The following is a 16,531-nucleotide window of genomic DNA, read 5'->3' as shown; positions in this document are numbered from 1 at the left end:
CGAAGGGGGTGGGCGCTCGGCGCCCACCCCCTTCGTCGTCCCGTCCGGCCCGCGCCTGGCGTTACGTGCTCTTCTTCGTCTTCAGCTCGAAGCCGAGGTAGTAGCGGATGCTCGTGCCCGAGATCTGGGCCCACTCGACGGTCGCGGTGATCGTCGCCGTGCCGTCGCCGACGGGGTTCGGCGCCGTGCACGTCGCGGTCTTGTCCGCGATGAGGACGAGGGCAGAGGGGCAGTCGACCTCGGACTTCTTCAGCCCGATGCCCCCGAGGCCGCGGACGACCTCGGACTCGAGCTGCTCGGGCTTGAGGGTGTAGCGGCTGTCGGTGTTGGCTGTCGAGCCCGCCGGGGTCGGGGGCACGCTCGAGCTCGGCGCCGACGGCAGGGTCGAGCTCGTGCTCGACGGCTCCGGCTCCTGGGTCGGCTCCGGCTCCTGGGTCGGCTCGGGCTCCGGCGAGCTCGAGGTGTCCTCGCTGGGGGCGGTCGTGCTGCTCTGGGGCGCCACGGACGTCGTCTCGTCGTCGACCGGGCTGCTCGCGACGCCGAGAGCGACGAGCGCCGCGAAGCCGACGCAGCACGCGAGGACGAGGGCGGCGATGCCGCCGACGACCCACGCCCAGACCGGCACCCGACGGCGGCCGGAGGGCTGGCCCCCGGGCTGGCCGGGGTAGCCACCCGGACCGGGGTACCTGCCGGGGCCACCCGTGGGGGGACCGCCGTGGGGCGGGGGACCGGGGGGTCGCTGCCCGGGGCCGCCGGCCCCTGGACCGGGCGGCGGCGGTGGGATGCTCATGCGGGGCTCCTCAGGTCTGACGGACCCCTTCGGCCCGGTGCGTCATCATCGCCTCCCGCAGGCGTGGCACGACCGGTTAGCGCGCCCCCGCCCGCGACGGCCGGTCCGCCAGCGCCCTCAGCCGCTCTCCCGCTCGCAGCGCGCGGGGCGAGGTGGCGGCGTGGCGCAGCCGGCCACCGGCGTAGGGGACGCCGCCCCGGACGTGGCAGGCGAGCGCGAGCCACGAGGTCACGGCGCGCTCGCCCACCCACAGGGGCGCCCACCACGACGCGCTCGCCGGGTAGACCCGCCGGCCGCCGTCGACACGACGCCCGCGCTCGGCGAGAGCGACGACGGCCAGCACCCACACGACGTATCCCCGGGGGCGACGGGCCTGGAGCAGCGCCGCGGGCAGGATGGCCAGCTCTACGGCGAGCCGGGCGGGCTGCGCGCACGAGTCGTAGGCCTGACGCACCCGCTGCGAGCGGAAGTGCGCGGCGGTCGGCGGCAGCCGCGGCACGAAGAGGTCGCGCGCGATCTCGACCCGCCCGCCCCGGGCCGCGACGGTACGGATGAGCTCGAGGTTCTCGAAGAGCACGTCGCCGCGGTACCCCAGGACGGCGACGTCCCGTCGGACGACGACCGTGCCGGGGTAGTCGGTGCGCAGGGCTCGGTTGACGAGGGAGCGTGCGGTGTCCCACCGGGCGTGCCACGGCAGCGACGAGAAGACGTTCTGCGGGACGACGACGTCGGCACGCCGCAGCCGGGCGACGACCTCGGCGAGCTCGTCCGGTCCGTACCGGACGTCGTCGTCGGCCAGCACGACGACGGGGGAGCGTGCCGCGCGGATGCCGGTCATCACCCCGCCGACCTTGCCGTTCGCGGTCCTCGCCTGCGGGGGCACGTGGCGCACGATCGGCGACCACAGGCGGTGGTGCTCGTCGAAGAGCTCCGGCTCCGACCCGTCGACGACGACGACGTCGTCGACCCACCGGCGCAGCTGTGCGAGGTACGACGTCAGCTCGTCACGGCCGGACTGCGAGGCCGCCGCGTCCCACCGCAGCGGCAGCACGTAGTCGACGGCCACCACGGGTGCCTCAGCCGGCGGGTGGGACCCGGCAGGCCGGGGTGCCGCCGGGGAAGAGGTGGCGGTTGCGGGCGACCCACCGGTAGACGACGCCGGCGAGCGGGTTGACCCCCGGCAGGAGCAGCGCGGCGCCCGCGGGCCTCAGGACGGGCCTGGACGCGAGGAGCATCCGGGCGACGGCGTCCTGGGCGCTGCTCACCTCGCCGTCGGCGCCGACCCACTGCAGGGCCTCCTCGCACTGGTGCGCGGTGAGGCCGAGGGCCTCGAGGTCGAGCGCCTGCGAGGGCTCGACGTCGTAGGTGTCGTCAGACGGCCGCAGCCGCCGGGAGACGAGGCTCGCGGCACGCGTGCACATGCCGCAGTCGCCGTCGAAGATGAGCACCGGGGTCATGGCCCGATCCTCCCAGCCGGCGGTGCCGCCGTCCCCACCCGGGTGGGTGGACCGGGGCCGGCGACCCCCCTTCGCCGTCCCGCATCGTGGGACGCAGAGGTGTCGGTAACGCACCGCTTACGAAGGGGGACCATCCGCAACCTCGTCGAAACAATCGGCCGAGGGAGGCGAAACCTGCGCCGCGTTGGCTGCTCCGCATGAGTCCAGCACTGATGCCCCTCGCGGCGGAGCCACCGGCGATCGACCCCGCGGCGACCGCCTTCATGATCATCTGCGCGGCCCTGGTCCTCCTCATGACCCCGGGTCTCGCCCTCTTCTACGGCGGCATGACCCGCGCCAAGTCCGTCCTCAACATGATGATGATGAGCTTCGGCGCCATGGGCGTCGCCGGCGTCGTCTACGTCCTGTGGGGCTACTCGATGTCCTTCGGCGGTGCCGACGTCGCGGGCATCTTCGCCAATCCCTTCGACAAGTTCGGCCTGCGCGGCGTCGCGAGCACCGTCGAGGGCGTGACGACGACCGTGGGTGCCGACGGCATGCCGGTCATCGACGTCTTCGGCGCCGGCGTCTGGCTGCCGGAGGTCCTCTTCGCGGGCTTCCAGCTGACCTTCGCGATCATCACCGTCGCCCTCATCTCCGGCGCCATCGCCGACCGCGTGAAGTTCTCGACGTGGATGGTCTTCGTCGCGATCTGGCTCACCCTCGTCTACTTCCCGATCGCCCACATGGTGTGGGGCGGAGGCCTGCTCTCGGGCGCCGAGGGCGGCATCGCCGGTGCGATGTACGGGATCACCGACGGGGTGGCGAACGTCGCACCCATCGACTTCGCCGGTGGGACGGTCGTGCACATCAACGCCGGCATCGCCGGTCTCGTCCTCGCCCTCGTCGTCGGCAAGCGCCTCGGCTTCGGCAAGACCGCGATGCGCCCGCACAACGTGCCGCTCGTCATGATCGGCGCCGGGCTGCTGTGGTTCGGCTGGTTCGGCTTCAACGCCGGCTCCGAGCTCGCCGCGGACGGCCTCGCCTCGCTCGTGTGGGTCAACACCACCGCTGCGACCGCTGCGGCGATCCTCGGCTGGCTGCTCGTGGAGAAGATCCGCGACGGTCACGCCACCTCGATCGGCGCCGCCTCCGGTGTCGTCGCCGGTCTCGTCGCCATCACCCCGGCCTGCGGCTCGCTCTCGCCCGTCGGCTCGCTCGTCCTCGGCGCGGTCGCCGGTGGTCTCGCGGCCCTCGCCGTCGGCCTCAAGTACCGCTTCGGCTACGACGACTCCCTCGACGTCGTCGGCGTGCACCTCGTCGCCGGGCTCTGGGGCACCGTCGGCGCCGGCCTGCTCGCCACCGAGACCGGGCTCTTCTACGGCGGCGGCATCGACCAGACGGTCGTCCAGGTCGTCATCGCCCTGGCCAGCCTCGTCATCTCGGCGGTCCTCACCCTCGTCATCGCCCTCGCCCTCAAGGCGACGATGGGCTGGCGGGTCAGCGAGGACGACGAGGTCGCCGGCATCGACGCGGCGGAGCACGCCGAGTCCGGCTACGACCTCGTCGCCCGCGGCGGCCGCCTGGGCGTCAGCAGCGCCGGCGTCCAGCACGACGCGCGTCACCACGAGGAAGTCACCACCGAAGGAGCCAAGGCATGAAGCTCGTCACCGCCATCATCAAGCCCCACCAGCTCGACGAGGTGAAGGAGGCGCTCGAGGCCTACGGCATCACCGGCATGACGGTGAGCGAGGCGAGCGGCTACGGACGCCAGCGCGGGCACAGCGAGGTCTACCGCGGGGCGGAGTACACGGTCGACTTCGTGCCCAAGATCCGCCTCGAGGTCCTCGTCGAGGACATGGACGCCACCTCGGCGGTCGACGTCGTCGTCTCGACGAGCCGCACCGGCCGGATCGGCGACGGGAAGGTCTGGGTGACCACCGTCGACGAGGTCGTCCGGGTCCGCACGGGCGAGCGCGGCGTCGAGGCGCTCTGACGCCCGCCGGCCACGGCCGGCACCGCACCACGGCATCACCGCACGAGACCGCAGCGAGCACAGGAGCGTCATGACCTCGACGAGCACCGACCCCTCGGCGCCGCAGGACCTGCGAGCAGCTCGGCTCGACCTCGCCGGCACCCGGGACTTCGCCGTCCCGGGTGCCGGCGGGACGCGGCGGGCCGCCATCGCCGCCGCCACCGACCGGTGGCTCACCGGGGTCTTCGACGAGGCCGTGGGTGCCCGGCCCGGGCTCGCGCTGGCCGCGGTCGGCAGCCTCGGGCGGGCCGACTCCGGCCCGCTCAGCGATCTCGACCTCGTCCTCCTGCACGACGGGCGCAGCCACCGCGAGCGCGAGGTCGCCGTCCTCGCGGACCGCATCTGGTACCCCGTGTGGGACGCCGGGCTGCGCCTCGACCACAGCGTCCGGACGGCAGGGGAGTGCCGCTCGGTCGCGGCCGACGACCTCACCGCCGCCGTCGGCCTGCTCGACCTGCGTCTCGTGGCGGGCGACGCAGACCTCGTGTCGGGCGTCCGCTCGAGCGTCGCCCACGACTGGCGGGCCAACGCCCGCAAGCGGCTGCCCCAGCTCGTCGAGGCGACCGCCGCCCGGCACCTGCGCCACGGCGAGCTGGCCCAGTCGCAGGAGCCCGACCTCAAGGAGAGCCGCGGCGGGCTGCGTGACATCACCGTGCTGCGCGCCCTCACCCAGGCGTGGCTCACGGATCGCGACCGCGGTCGCCTCGACCAGGCCCACGCGCGCCTGCTCGACGTCCGCGACGCCGTGCACCTCACGACGGGGCGCGGTCGCGACCGGCTGCTGCGCGACGACGCCGACGCCGTCGCCGCCCTGCTCGGCCTGTCCGACAGCGACGAGCTCCTCACCGTCGTGTCGACCTCGGCCCGCACCATCGCCTACGCGCTCGACGGGGCCACCCGTCGGGCCGGCCAGTCGCAGCGCGCGCGCACCCTGCGCGTCGGGCCCCGCCGCCCGGCGATGGTGCCGCTCGGCTACGGGCTCTTCCGCCACGACGGCGAGGCCGTCCTCGGCTCCACCCAGCAGGTCGGCGTCGACGCGGAGCTGCCCCTGCGGGCCGCTGTCGTCGCCGCCCGGAACCGGCTGCCGCTGGCCCCCCAGACCCTCGCCAACCTCTCCCGGGCCCCTCGGCTGAGCACACCATGGCCGGACGGGGCCGTGCGCCAGCTCACCGAGCTGCTCGCCAGCGGCGCGGGCCTCGTGCCCACCTGGGAGGGGCTGGACCAGGCGGGCCTGGTCTCGCAGTGGCTCCCGGAGTGGGACGCCGTGCGCAGCCGCCCGCAGCGCAACGCCGTGCACCGGCACACCGTCGACCGCCACATCCTCGAGGCGGTGGCCCAGGCCGCCCGGCTCTCGCGCGACGTCCAACGCCCTGACCTGCTCCTCCTCGGCGCCCTCATGCACGACATCGGCAAGATCGCCGGCGCCAACGACCACAGCGTCGAGGGGGCGAAGATCGCCCGCGGCGCGATGCAGCGCCTCTCCCTGCCCCCGCAGGACGTCGCCCTCGTCGAGCTGCTCGTGCGCGAGCACCTCACCCTCATCGAGGTCGCGACCCGCCGAGACCTCGACGAGCCCGCGACCATCGACGCCGTCGTCGAGGTCGTCGACGGCCGGCTCGAGACCTTCGAGCTGCTGCGGGCACTCACCGTCGCCGACAGCCAGGCCACCGGCCCGAAGGCGTGGACCCAGTGGCGCGCCGACCTGCTCGGCACGCTCACCGACCGCGTCCGCGAGCGCCTGTCGGGGAGCCCGGTCGCCCCGCCGCAGGAGCAGGGTGCGGTCGACCTCCCGTCCGAGGCGCGCGACGCGATCGGGGTGGGTCACCCCTTCGTCACCGTGACGCAGGCACCGACCGGCTGGGTGGTCCACGTCTACGACCGCGACCGGCACGGGCTCTTCGCCGACACCGCGGGCGTCCTCGCCGCGCAGGGTCTCACCGTGCGCAGCGCACGGCTGGCGACCCAGGACGGCATCGCGGTCGACCAGTGGGTCGTCGAGTCGCCCGGCGGCGACGCGCCCGAGCCGCGCCGGCTCGCCGCGTCGCTCACCCGGCTCGCCGGGGGTGACCGGGGTGCCCTCGGGGCCCTCGCCCGCAGCCGCTCCACCCGGCCGGCCTTCCCATCGGCAGCCGGCGCCACCCGCGCCTTCGTCCTGCCCTCCGGCAGCGCCGCGGCGAGCGTGCTCGAGGTGCGCACCCAGGACCGGCCCGGTCTGCTGCACGACCTCGGCATGTGCCTGGCCCAGCAGGGCGTCGGCGTGCGCTCGGCGCACATCGCCACCCACGCGGGCCAGACGCTCGACACCTTCTACGTCACGCTGCCCGGCGGCGGGCCGCTCAGCCCGGCGAAGACGGCCCAGGTCCTGTCCGCCCTCATCGACGCCTGCGACCTCGACGACCGGCCGGTCGGCGGCTAGCGCGCGGGCGACTACCCTGGGCCCGTGTTCACCAGCCTGTCCGACCGCCTGACCGGGACCTTCGCGAACCTCCGCGGCAAGGGCCGCCTGTCCGAGTCCGACGTCAACAAGACGATCCGTGACATCCGGATGGCCCTCATCGACGCCGACGTCGCCCTGCCGGTCGTCAAGGAGTTCACCAGCGCCGTCCGCGAGCGGGCGACCGGTGCCGAGGTCAGCGGGGCGCTCAACCCCGCCCAGCAGGTCATCAAGATCGTCAACGAGGAGCTCGTCGGCATCCTCGGCGGCAACACCCGCGAGCTGACGCTGGCCAAGCGCCCGCCGACCGTCATCATGCTCGCCGGCCTCCAGGGCTCGGGCAAGACGACCTTCGCGGGCAAGCTCGGCGCGCGCCTCAAGGAGCAGGGGCACACCCCGATCCTCGTGGCCGCCGACCTCCAGCGGCCCAACGCCGTCACCCAGCTCGAGGTCGTCGCCGAGCGCGCCGGCGTCTCCGTCTTCGCGCCCGAGCGAGGCAACATCGGCGGCCACGACGCCGGTGCCGCCGGTGAGGGCACGCGCTCCTTCGGCGACCCGGTCTCGGTCGCCCGTGAGGGGATCGCGCACGCGCAGAGCCGCCAGCACGACGTCGTCATCGTCGACACCGCCGGTCGGCTGGCCGTGGACGCGGACCTCATGCAGCAGGCCGCCGACATCCGCACGGCGATCTCGCCCGACGAGGTCCTCTTCGTCATCGACGCGATGATCGGCCAGGCCGCGGTCGAGACCGCGCAGGCCTTCCAGCAGGGCGTCGACTTCACCGGTGTCGTGCTCTCGAAGCTCGACGGCGACGCCCGCGGCGGTGCCGCGCTGTCCGTGGCGCGCACGACCGGTCGCCCGATCATGTTCGCCTCCACCGGCGAGGGGGTGCGCGACCTCGAGGTCTTCCACCCCGACCGCATGGCCAGCCGCATCCTCGACATGGGCGACGTGCTCACCCTCATCGAGCAGGCCGAGCGCGCCTTCGACGCCGGTCAGGCCGAGGAGATGCAGCGCAAGTTCCTCGCGGCCGAGGACTTCACCTTCGACGACTTCCTCCAGCAGATGGCCGCGCTGAAGAAGATGGGCTCGCTGAAGTCGATGCTCAAGATGATGCCGGGCATGGGGCAGATGGCGGCCCAGCTCGACAACCTCGACGAGCGCGAGTTCGACCGCGTCGAGGCCATGGTGCGCTCGATGACCCCCTTCGAGCGCAACCACCCCAAGCAGATCAACGGCTCGCGCCGTGCCCGCATCGCCCGCGGCTCCGGCGTGCAGGTCTCCGAGGTCAACCAGCTGCTCGAGCGCTTCGGCGAGGCGCAGAAGATGATGAAGCAGCTCGCTCGCGGCGGCGGCATGCCCGGCATGCCGGGCCTGCCCGGGATGGGTGGCGGCAAGAAGGCGCGCCAGCCCAAGCAGGTGAAGAAGAAGGGCAAGTCCGGCAACCCCGCGAAGCGGGCCGAGCAGGAGCGTGCGGCGGCCGACCGGGCCGCCGGCAAGGGTCCGGCGGGCAGCGCGTTCGGTGCCGGGGGCGGCCCGGGAGCCGCGCCCGACCTCGACCCGAGCCAGCTGCCGAAGGGGTTCGAGAAGTTCCTCGGGCAGTGAGCGAGATGGCCAGCCCGGTGCTCCACCACGTCTCGAAGGGGGAGCACGGCCCCCGCGTCGCCTTCTTCCACGGACTCTTCGGTCAGGGCCGCAACTGGGGGACGATCGCCAAGGCGATCGGCGACATCGCCCGCCCGACCCTCGTCGACATGCCCGATCACGGGCGCTCGGGCTGGAGCGAGCGCTTCGACTACGTCCGTGCGGCCGACACCGTCGCCGACACCCTGACGTCCATCGCCGACGACGAGCCGTGGGTCGTCGTCGGGCACTCGATGGGCGGCAAGATCGCCATGCTCCTCGCGCTGCGCCACCCCGAGCTCGTCGAGCGGCTGTGCGTCGTCGACGTCTCGCCGGTCGCGTACCGCGAGGGACGCGAGTTCGAGGGCTTCGTCCGCGCGATGCGGGCGATGGACCTGCGCAGCACGGCCAGCCGAGAGGACGCCGACGCCGCGCTCGTCGAGGCGGCACCGGACCCCGGGGTGCGCGCCTTCCTGCTGCAGAACCTGCGTCGGGAGGGCCAGGGCTGGCGCTGGCAGATGAATCTCGAGGTCCTCGGCGACGCGATCCCGGCGCTGCGCGGCTGGCCGGCCGAGGCCGTCGAGGGACGCACCTACGACGGGTCGGTGCTGTGGGTGGCCGGCGCCGAGTCGGCCTACGTCCGCGACGAGATGGGACCGGCGATGCGGGGGTACTTCCCGCGCACCCGTCTGCTCACCATCAAGTCCGCCGGGCACTGGGTGCACTCGGAGCAGCCCGAGATCTTCGTGCAGGCGCTGCGCCGCTTCCTCACGGCCTGACGGCCCCGCCCCGCGCGGCGGGCCGGTGACGGCGCGGATAGTGTCGAGGTCCGCTACCGAAGGGGACATGACGTGCACCTGGACCGCACCGCCCACGCCGAGGACCTCGCCGACTTCGTCGAGGCGTCGCCGTCGAGCCACCACGCCGCCGCCGAGGTGGCCCGCCGGCTGCAGGAGTCCGGCTTCACGGCGCTCGTCGAGAGCGAGGCCTGGCCGAGCGCGGCCGGGCGCTATCTCGTCGTGCGCGACGGCGCCGTCATCGCGTGGGTCGTCCCGGCCTCGGTGACCGCGACGACGCCGGTGCGGGTCTTCGGCGCCCACTCCGACTCCCCAGGCCTCGTCCTCAAGCCCCAGCCCAGCACCGGCGCCCACGGCTGGCTGCAGGCCGGTGTCGAGGTCTACGGAGGGCCCCTGCTCAACTCCTGGCTGGACCGCGAGCTGCGCCTGGCCGGGCGGCTCGTCCTCGACGACGGCTCGAGCGTGCTCGCCGACTCCGGGCCGCTGCTGCGCCTGCCCCAGCTGGCGATCCACCTCGACCGCGACGTCAACGAGGGCCTCGCCCTGGACCGCCAGCGTCAGACCCAGCCGGTCTGGGGCCTCGGTGCGGCGGCCTCGGCCGACCTCGTCGGCGAGATCGCGTCGACCTCGGGCGTCGACGCCGCCCGCGTGCGGGGCTTCGACCTCGTGACCGCCGACGCGGCCCGGGGTCGCATCTTCGGGCAGGACGACGTCTTCTTCGCCTCCGGCCGTCTCGACGACCTCGCGAGCGTCCACGCCGGCGTCGTCGCGCTCGGCGAGGTCGCCGGGGCCGACGCGGACCACGTCGCCGTCCTCGCTGTCTTCGACCACGAGGAGGTCGGCTCGGCGAGCCGCTCGGGAGCGGCCGGTCCCTTCCTCGAGGACGTCCTCGCCCGGATCGGCATCGCCCTCGGTGCGAGCCCCGAGGAGCGCCTGCGCGCGACGGCCGCGTCGTGGTGCGTCTCGAGCGACGTCGGGCACTCGGTGCACCCGAACTACCCCGAGAAGCACGACCCGGTCGTGCGTCCGGTGCTCGGCTCCGGCCCGATCCTCAAGGTCAACGCGAACCAGCGCTACACGACCGACGGCCCCGGGACCGCCGCCTGGCACGGGTGGTGCGCGCAGGCGGGGGTGACCTCGCAGACCTTCGTCTCGAACAACTCCGTGCCGTGCGGGTCCACGATCGGCCCGATCACCGCGACTCGGCTGGGCATCCGCACCCTCGACGTCGGGATCCCCCTGCTGTCGATGCACTCGGCGCGCGAGCTCGCCGGCACGAGCGACCTCGTCGACCTCACCCTCGCCGCGGCAGCCTTCCTCGGCGGCGACGGCCGCTCGTCCGCGGCGCGCTGAGACCGACGATGACGACGCTGCACGTCACCGGACGGGTCCTGCTCGACGAGCACGAGGTGGTCGACGAGCTGTGGGTCGTCGGGGGACGCGTCACCTTCACCGCCCCGACGACGTCAGGGCCGTGGGAGCACGTCGAGGGCTGGGTCGTGCCCGGCTTCGTCGACGCGCACTGCCACGTCGGGCTCGACCGGCACGGCGTCGTCGACGAGGAGACGACGGAGCAGCAGGCGCTCGCCGACCGTGACGCCGGCACCCTGCTCATCCGGGACGCCGGGTCGGCCGCCGACACGCGGTGGGTGGACGAGCGCGACGACCTGCCGAAGATCATCCGGGCCGGGCGGCACATCGCCCGGACCCGGCGGTACATCCGCAACTACGCGTGGGAGGTCGAGCCCGAGCAGCTCGTCTCGCGGGTGCGGGCCGAGGCCCGCGCCGGCGACGGCTGGGTCAAGCTCGTCGGCGACTGGATCGACCGTGAGGTCGGCGACCTCACGCCGTGCTGGCCCGTCGACGTGCTCACCGAGGCGATCGCCGCCGCGCACGAGGAGGGGGCGCGGGTGACCGCTCACTGCTTCGGCGAGCAGTCCCTCCACGACTTCGCCGCGGCGGGCACCGACTGCATCGAGCACGCGACCGGTCTCGACGACGAGAGCATCGCCGCCTTCGCCCGGCAGGGCATCACGGTGGTGCCGACGCTCGTCAACATCGAGACCTTCCCCGCCATCGCCGAGCCGGCCCGCGAGAAGTTCCCCGACTACCACCGGCACATGCTCGACCTGCACCGTCGTCGCCTGCAGACCGTCGCGTCCGCGCACGAGGCGGGGATCCCGGTCATGGTCGGCACGGACGCGGGTGGCTCCATCGCGCACGGCCTCGCGGCGCAGGAGATGCAGTTGCTCACTCAGGCCGGCATGACGCACACCCAGGCCCTGTCGGCGGGCACCTGGGCCGCACGCCGCTGGCTCGGCCGCCCGGCGATCGCCGAGGGCGAGGACGCCGACCTCGTCGTCCTCTCCGCCGACCCGCGCGAGGACGTCCGCGCCTGCGCCACGCCCCGTCACGTCGTGCTGCGGGGCGCCACCGTCGGCTGAGCGGTCGGCGGGGGAGTCCCCGCCTCCCTCCCCTTCGCACGCGCCATCTGGCGGATGAGCGCGAATCGCCGCTACGCCGATGACGTAGCGGCGATTCACGCTCATCCGACGTGGGGGAGGGATCAGGCGGGGGAGCCGACCCGCTCGCGCTCGTCCTCGTGCGGGCCCTGGGCCTGCTCGGCGGCCCGCTCGCGACGGTGCTCCTTCGTGCTCCACGCGACCGCGCCGATCCAGGCGGCCCACACGAGGCCGTAGACGACCCACTTCACGGTGCTGTCGAGGGCGAAGCCGTCCTTGCCCATGAGGGTGCGGGCGTTGGTGAGGACGATGAGACCGCCGACGAGGCTGCCGAGGATGCGCGGGGGCACGACGCGCACGATGTACGCGGCGATGGGGGCGGCGATCGCGCCGCCGACGAGCAGGACGATGACCCAGGACCACTCGATGCCCTGCGAGCCGAGCGCGAAGAGGAAGCCCAGGCTCGCGGCGAGGGCGACGAGGAACTCGCTGGTGTCGATCGAGCCGATGGTCTTGCGGGGCTCGATGCGGCCGCTCGCGAGCAGCGCCGGGGTGCCGACCGGGCCCCAGCCGCCGCCACCGGTCGCGTCGACGAAGCCGGCGAAGAGGCCGAGCGGGCCGAGGAAGCGCTTGCGCAGCGGCTGGCCGAGGCGGTCCTTGCGCAGACCCTTGACGGTGAAGCGGACGAGGACGTAGAGGCCGAGGACGAGGAGGATCCCGCTCATGACCGGCTTCGCGGTGCCGGTGTCGAGCGAGGACAGGAAGGTCGCGCCGGCGAAGGCGCCGACGGCGCCGGGGATGCCGATCTTGGCGACGACGCCCCAGTCGACGTTGCCGAAACGCCAGTGCGAGGCGCCGGAGAAGAGCGTGGTGCCGATCTCGGCGAGGTGGACGGTGGCCGAGGCCGCGGCCGGGTTGGTCCCGATCGCGAGCAGCAGCGTCGTCGTCGTGACGCCGTAGGCCATGCCGAGCGACCCGTCGACGAGCTGGGCGAGGAAGCCGACGACGGCCAGGAGGACGAGCTTGCGCATCGCTGGGGGACTCTCTGTGGGGGAGGACGAGCGGGGCGGGATGGGGCGTCGTCGTGACGTCCGTGGCGACCCGGCGCTCGGCCGGGCGTATCTCCCACCCGACCAGTGGGAGTTGATCAGAACGTCGCGTTATGAGTCAAGTAACGCGGTGTTATGTCTCAGCGAGTGGTCCTCCTGGCCCCCGCCCGACCGGCGATACTGGGCCCATGGACATCTCCGCGCGGTCGGACTACGCGGTGCGCGCGCTGCTCAGCCTCGTCGCCGCGCAGGACGGTCGGCCGGTCTCGGTCGAGCAGCTGAGCGGCGAGCAGGAGCTGCCACGCAAGTTCCTCGAGGCCATCGTCGCCGACCTGCGCCGGGCCGGCCTCGTGACGAGCCGGCGGGGCGCCGCCGGCGGCTACCTCCTCGCCCGGCCGGCCGACGAGATCTCCGTCGGTGACGTCATCCGCGCCGTCGACGGCCCGCTCGCGGAGATCCGGGGCCAGCGCCCCCAGGACCTCGTCTACACCGGGTCGGCGCAGCGCCTGCCCGTCGTGTGGGTCGCCCTGCGCGCCGCCCTGCGCGACGTGCTCGACGACACGTCCCTTGCGGCCATCGCCTCCGGCGAGCTGCCCGCCCTCGTCCAGGACCTCGCCTCGCGGCCCGACGCGATGCACAACAGGTAGGACGAGCGGTGCCCTACCTGCCCCCTCACGACGAGGTCACCGATCTCGCGGTGCTCGCCCCCTTCGTCGCCCGTCACCCGCTCGCCGCGCTCGTGACGCACGACGGCACGACCCCCGACGTCGACCTCGTGCCGCTCCTGCTCCTCGACGACGCCGACGGTCGCCGTCTCGTCGGGCACGTCGCCCGGGCCAACCCGCTGTGGCGTCCCGGTCGGCAGGAGGGGCCGGTCATGGCGACCTTCGGCCCGGCCGAGCACTACGTCTCGCCGACCTGGTACCCGAGCAAGGCCGTGGACCACCGCGTCGTCCCGACGTGGAACTACCTCGTCGTCCACGGGTGGGGCGAGCTCGTCGTCCACGACGACCCTCGCTGGGTGCGCGGTGTCCTCGCCCGGCTCACCACGGCCATGGAGTCCGGCCGGGAGCGGCCGTGGCGCATGGGCATGGCCCCGGCCGACTACCTCGACGCGCGCCTGAGCGACGTCGTCGGCGTCGAGATCCCGCTCACCCGCCTCGTCGGCCGCTTCAAGGTCTCGGCCGCGCGCTCCGACGCGGACCGTCTCGGCGTGCACGACGGCATCGCGGGGGAGGGCGGCGGACGGGCCGTCGAGGACCTCCTGGCGGCGATGTCCGACCCACCGCAGCGCGCTGCGGCGCCTCGCGACGATTCGTGACGCGGGCCGCGCTCTGGCAGACTGGGTCCAGTACACCTTCCGCCGGCAGCCGCCGGCGGATGTCTACCCTGGGCGCCGGCTCCCCGCACCGACTCATCTCGTGCGGTCTCGCCGCGCCCTCAAGCATGACAGGAGACCACTCACGTGGCCGTCAAGATCCGTCTGAAGCGCATGGGCAAGATCCGCGCGCCGTTCTACCGCGTCGTCGTCATGGACTCGCGCACCAAGCGCGATGGCCGGGCCATCGAGGAGATCGGCAAGTACCACCCCACCGAGGAGCCCTCGCTCATCGACATCGACATGGAGCGCGCTGCCTACTGGGTGGCCAACGGTGCGCAGCCGACCGAGGCCGTCGCGCGCCTGCTCGAGGTCGTCGAGAGCGGCAACCTCAAGGTCAAGGACGCCAAGACCCCCAAGAAGGACCTGTACGAGGCTGCCCTCGCCGCGTCCGGCTCGGAGGAGGAGCAGCACAAGGCCGTCACCGCCAAGAAGAAGGCGGACAAGAAGGCCGCTGACGAGGCTGCCTCCGCCAAGGCCGCCGAGGAGGCTGCCGCCGCGGAGACCGCTGCCGAGGCCCCGGCCGAGGCCGACGCCGAGACCAAGCAGGACTGACCGTGCTCGACGAGGCGCTGGAGCACCTGGTCACCGGGATCGTCGACCACAAGGACGAGGTCGTCGTGCGCCAGAAGGACCTGCGTCGCGGCACCGTCCTCGAGGTCCGGGTCCACCCGGACGACCTCGGTCGCGTCATCGGCCGCTCCGGCCGCACCGCCACCGCCCTGCGCACCGTGCTCGGTGCGCTCTCGGGTGGCGAGAGCGTCCGGATCGACATCGTCGACACCGACCGCGAGGGCTGAGCCCGAGCGTCACGAAGGGGGCCCGCACCACCGGTGCGGGCCCCCTTCGTCGTCCCCGGGCGGGACGGGCTCAGAAGAGCCCGGTGAACTGGTGGAAGCCGCGGGGGCGTGCGACCGGCGCGAAGGGGTAGGGCGACGCGACGCTCGCCCGGCCCCGGTAGACGAGCAGGTCGTAGGGCCAGCGGCTGCTCACCGCCGCGATGTCGGGCACCCCGTCACGGGTGAGGTCGCCGAGCGCGGTGACGTCGAGGTGCGTGTGCCAGCCCGTCCCGACCCGCGAGCGGTAGCTCACGGTGCCGTCGGGGTTCGTCGCGTAGAGGCGCAGCAGGCCCGAGGTCTTGTCGACGGTGAGCAGGTCGGCGCGCCCGTCGCGGGTGAGGTCGCCGGGACCGATGACGCGGGAGAAGCGGTTCCAGCCCAGGGCCAGACGGGTCTTGCCGGTGAGGACCGCGCTCGTGCCCGAGGGGGTCACCGTGAAGTGGAAGAGCTGGCCGCCGGGGGTGATGGCCAGGACGTCGGGACGCCCGTCGCCGGTGAGGTCGCCGGGCGAGACGAGCTGGGCGTAGGTGTTCCAGTCCTCGGAGCCGGCGACGAGCACGGGCGGCAGGGTGCCCTTGCCGGTCCCGCGGTGCAGGTGCAGCTCGCCGGTGGCGGCGACCCGGGCGAGGACGTCCTGGCGGCCGTCGCCGTCGGCGTCGAGCCGCAGCAGGCCGTTGTAGGCGGACCAGCCGGAGCCGAAGGTGCTCGGGTTGACGAGCGTCCCGGCCGAGCTGCCGCGGTAGATCGTGATGGCGCCGCCGTTGCGCGACGGGGTGTAGCCCAGGACGTCGGGCCGCCCGTCGCCGGTGAAGTCGCCGGAGCCGGAGATGCTCTGCGCGCTCATCGGCTGGGGCTTCTTCGCGCTGCCGAAGGTGAGGGTGCCGTAGTACGTCGTGAGGATCGAGCGGTGCTCGCGCCCGAGACGCCGGGCGCAGTCCTGGCTGCCCCACTGCGACATCCGCACGCCGTTCGCGGCCTTGCCGCACGTGTCGCGGCTCGAGACGTCGTAGCAGTTCATGTTCGCGCAGAACTGCGAGAGGAAGATCTCGCCCCCGCGGTGCATGTACTGGGACCACGTGGCGTCGACCGCGGCGTCGGTGCGGGGGTGCGCCGAGCCGGGGACGTAGAGCTGGTCGGCGACGGTGTCCTTGACGTCGTAGCACGTGCCCTGGTGGACGTAGGTCGTGCTCTTGCGGTGCAGCACCTGGTGCCACGCGAAGGTCTTGGCCGCCATGGCGCCGGCCTCGAGCGAGCGCGAGTCCCACGAGGGGATCCACTCGCGCGGCAGGACGTCCTTGACGTAGCGCTTGAAGTCGACGACGTCGACGCGGCCGAGCTTCGTGCGGTAGACCCGGATCGTCTTGGGCGGCACCGTCTGCGAGGTGTACCCGGTGCAGCTCGGCAGCACGGAGCGGGTCGTCGTCTGGGGCTGCGGGCTCACCGGCGTGCGGGCGCTCGCGCCGGACGCGGGCGCGAGGGTCAGCGCGACGAGCGCGGCGAGCACGAGGGCGAGTGCGGGACGCAGGGGGCGTCGGCGCATGGCGCGCATGGGGGTCTCCTCGGCGGGGGGACAGGAGGGGGCGAAGGGGGGCCGCCCGGGACGAGGATGGCGTACCGCGGCCGGGCAGGTCTGCCCCGGGCAGGTCACGATTCGGTGGCGTCCGGCGAGCCGCCGCGGGCGAAGTACC

Annotated in this window: 16 protein-coding genes; 11 read left to right on the top strand and 5 right to left on the bottom strand. The window is 73.6% G+C overall.

The window, feature by feature from the left end:
- Positions 1-61 precede the first annotated feature (61 nt).
- The 3 genes from ABIB53_RS02020 to ABIB53_RS02010 form a co-directional block, all read right to left on the bottom strand.
- The gene (locus ABIB53_RS02020; RefSeq protein WP_354586927.1) at positions 62-790 is read right to left on the bottom strand and encodes a hypothetical protein; all 729 of its coding nucleotides are present in this window, start codon (positions 788-790) and stop codon (positions 62-64) included.
- 76 nt (positions 791-866) lie between these two features.
- Positions 867-1,856 (bottom strand): glycosyltransferase family 2 protein, encoded by a 990-nt coding sequence (locus tag ABIB53_RS02015; protein WP_354586926.1) that lies wholly within the window; start codon positions 1,854-1,856, stop codon positions 867-869.
- A 10-nt stretch (positions 1,857-1,866) separates the two neighbouring features.
- The gene (locus tag ABIB53_RS02010; RefSeq protein ID WP_354586925.1) at positions 1,867-2,247 is read right to left on the bottom strand and encodes a thiol-disulfide oxidoreductase DCC family protein; all 381 of its coding nucleotides are present in this window, start codon (positions 2,245-2,247) and stop codon (positions 1,867-1,869) included.
- 197 nt (positions 2,248-2,444) lie between these two features.
- Here ABIB53_RS02010 and ABIB53_RS02005 point away from each other — a divergent pair, with 197 nt between their 5' ends.
- From ABIB53_RS02005 to ABIB53_RS01975, 7 genes are all read left to right on the top strand, one after another.
- Positions 2,445-3,887 (top strand): ammonium transporter, encoded by a 1,443-nt coding sequence (locus ABIB53_RS02005; RefSeq protein WP_123093277.1) that lies wholly within the window; start codon positions 2,445-2,447, stop codon positions 3,885-3,887.
- The gene (locus tag ABIB53_RS02000; protein WP_068274613.1) at positions 3,884-4,222 is read left to right on the top strand and encodes a P-II family nitrogen regulator; all 339 of its coding nucleotides are present in this window, start codon (positions 3,884-3,886) and stop codon (positions 4,220-4,222) included. The genes ABIB53_RS02005 and ABIB53_RS02000 overlap by 4 nt, the downstream gene beginning before the upstream one ends.
- Before the next feature lie 70 nt (positions 4,223-4,292).
- The gene (locus tag ABIB53_RS01995; protein WP_354586924.1) at positions 4,293-6,677 is read left to right on the top strand and encodes a [protein-PII] uridylyltransferase; all 2,385 of its coding nucleotides are present in this window, start codon (positions 4,293-4,295) and stop codon (positions 6,675-6,677) included.
- A 24-nt stretch (positions 6,678-6,701) separates the two neighbouring features.
- Positions 6,702-8,300, top strand: a complete 1,599-nt coding sequence (gene ffh, locus ABIB53_RS01990; protein WP_123093275.1) for a signal recognition particle protein — start codon at positions 6,702-6,704, stop codon at positions 8,298-8,300.
- Between the two features lie 5 nt (positions 8,301-8,305).
- Positions 8,306-9,097, top strand: a complete 792-nt coding sequence (locus ABIB53_RS01985) for an alpha/beta fold hydrolase (protein ID WP_354587351.1) — start codon at positions 8,306-8,308, stop codon at positions 9,095-9,097.
- Positions 9,098-9,175: 78 nt separating this feature from the next.
- A complete protein-coding gene (locus ABIB53_RS01980) occupies positions 9,176-10,468 on the top strand; it encodes a M18 family aminopeptidase (RefSeq protein ID WP_502914625.1) in 1,293 nt (430 codons plus the stop codon).
- 8 nt (positions 10,469-10,476) lie between these two features.
- Positions 10,477-11,559, top strand: a complete 1,083-nt coding sequence (locus ABIB53_RS01975; RefSeq protein WP_354586922.1) for an amidohydrolase family protein — start codon at positions 10,477-10,479, stop codon at positions 11,557-11,559.
- Between the two features lie 122 nt (positions 11,560-11,681).
- Here the strand turns inward: ABIB53_RS01975 and ABIB53_RS01970 are convergent, their stop codons facing one another.
- Positions 11,682-12,608, bottom strand: coding sequence for a sulfite exporter TauE/SafE family protein (locus ABIB53_RS01970; RefSeq protein ID WP_354586921.1), 927 nt, complete (start codon positions 12,606-12,608; stop codon positions 11,682-11,684).
- A 206-nt stretch (positions 12,609-12,814) separates the two neighbouring features.
- On the opposite strand from ABIB53_RS01970, the gene ABIB53_RS01965 reads away from it, so the two are divergent.
- From ABIB53_RS01965 to ABIB53_RS01950, 4 genes are all read left to right on the top strand, one after another.
- Positions 12,815-13,273, top strand: coding sequence for an RrF2 family transcriptional regulator (locus tag ABIB53_RS01965; protein ID WP_123093271.1), 459 nt, complete (start codon positions 12,815-12,817; stop codon positions 13,271-13,273).
- A gap of 8 nt (positions 13,274-13,281) precedes the next feature.
- Positions 13,282-13,947, top strand: a complete 666-nt coding sequence (locus tag ABIB53_RS01960) for an FMN-binding negative transcriptional regulator (protein ID WP_229299207.1) — start codon at positions 13,282-13,284, stop codon at positions 13,945-13,947.
- A gap of 144 nt (positions 13,948-14,091) precedes the next feature.
- Positions 14,092-14,559: a 30S ribosomal protein S16 gene (rpsP, locus tag ABIB53_RS01955; protein ID WP_068274639.1), complete on the top strand. Its 468-nt coding sequence runs from the start codon at positions 14,092-14,094 to the stop codon at positions 14,557-14,559.
- Between the two features lie 2 nt (positions 14,560-14,561).
- Positions 14,562-14,804: an RNA-binding protein gene (locus tag ABIB53_RS01950; protein ID WP_068274642.1), complete on the top strand. Its 243-nt coding sequence runs from the start codon at positions 14,562-14,564 to the stop codon at positions 14,802-14,804.
- 70 nt (positions 14,805-14,874) lie between these two features.
- Here the strand turns inward: ABIB53_RS01950 and ABIB53_RS01945 are convergent, their stop codons facing one another.
- A complete protein-coding gene (locus ABIB53_RS01945; protein ID WP_354586919.1) occupies positions 14,875-16,392 on the bottom strand; it encodes an FG-GAP-like repeat-containing protein in 1,518 nt (505 codons plus the stop codon).
- Positions 16,393-16,531: the final 139 nt, after the last annotated feature.

It is taken from the genome of Janibacter sp. UYMM211, from assembly GCF_040547045.1.
Taxonomy (GTDB): domain Bacteria; phylum Actinomycetota; class Actinomycetes; order Actinomycetales; family Dermatophilaceae; genus Marihabitans; species Marihabitans melonis.
Note: the sequence above shows the minus strand (reverse complement) of the source record. Positions and strands in the feature narration are given on the sequence as shown.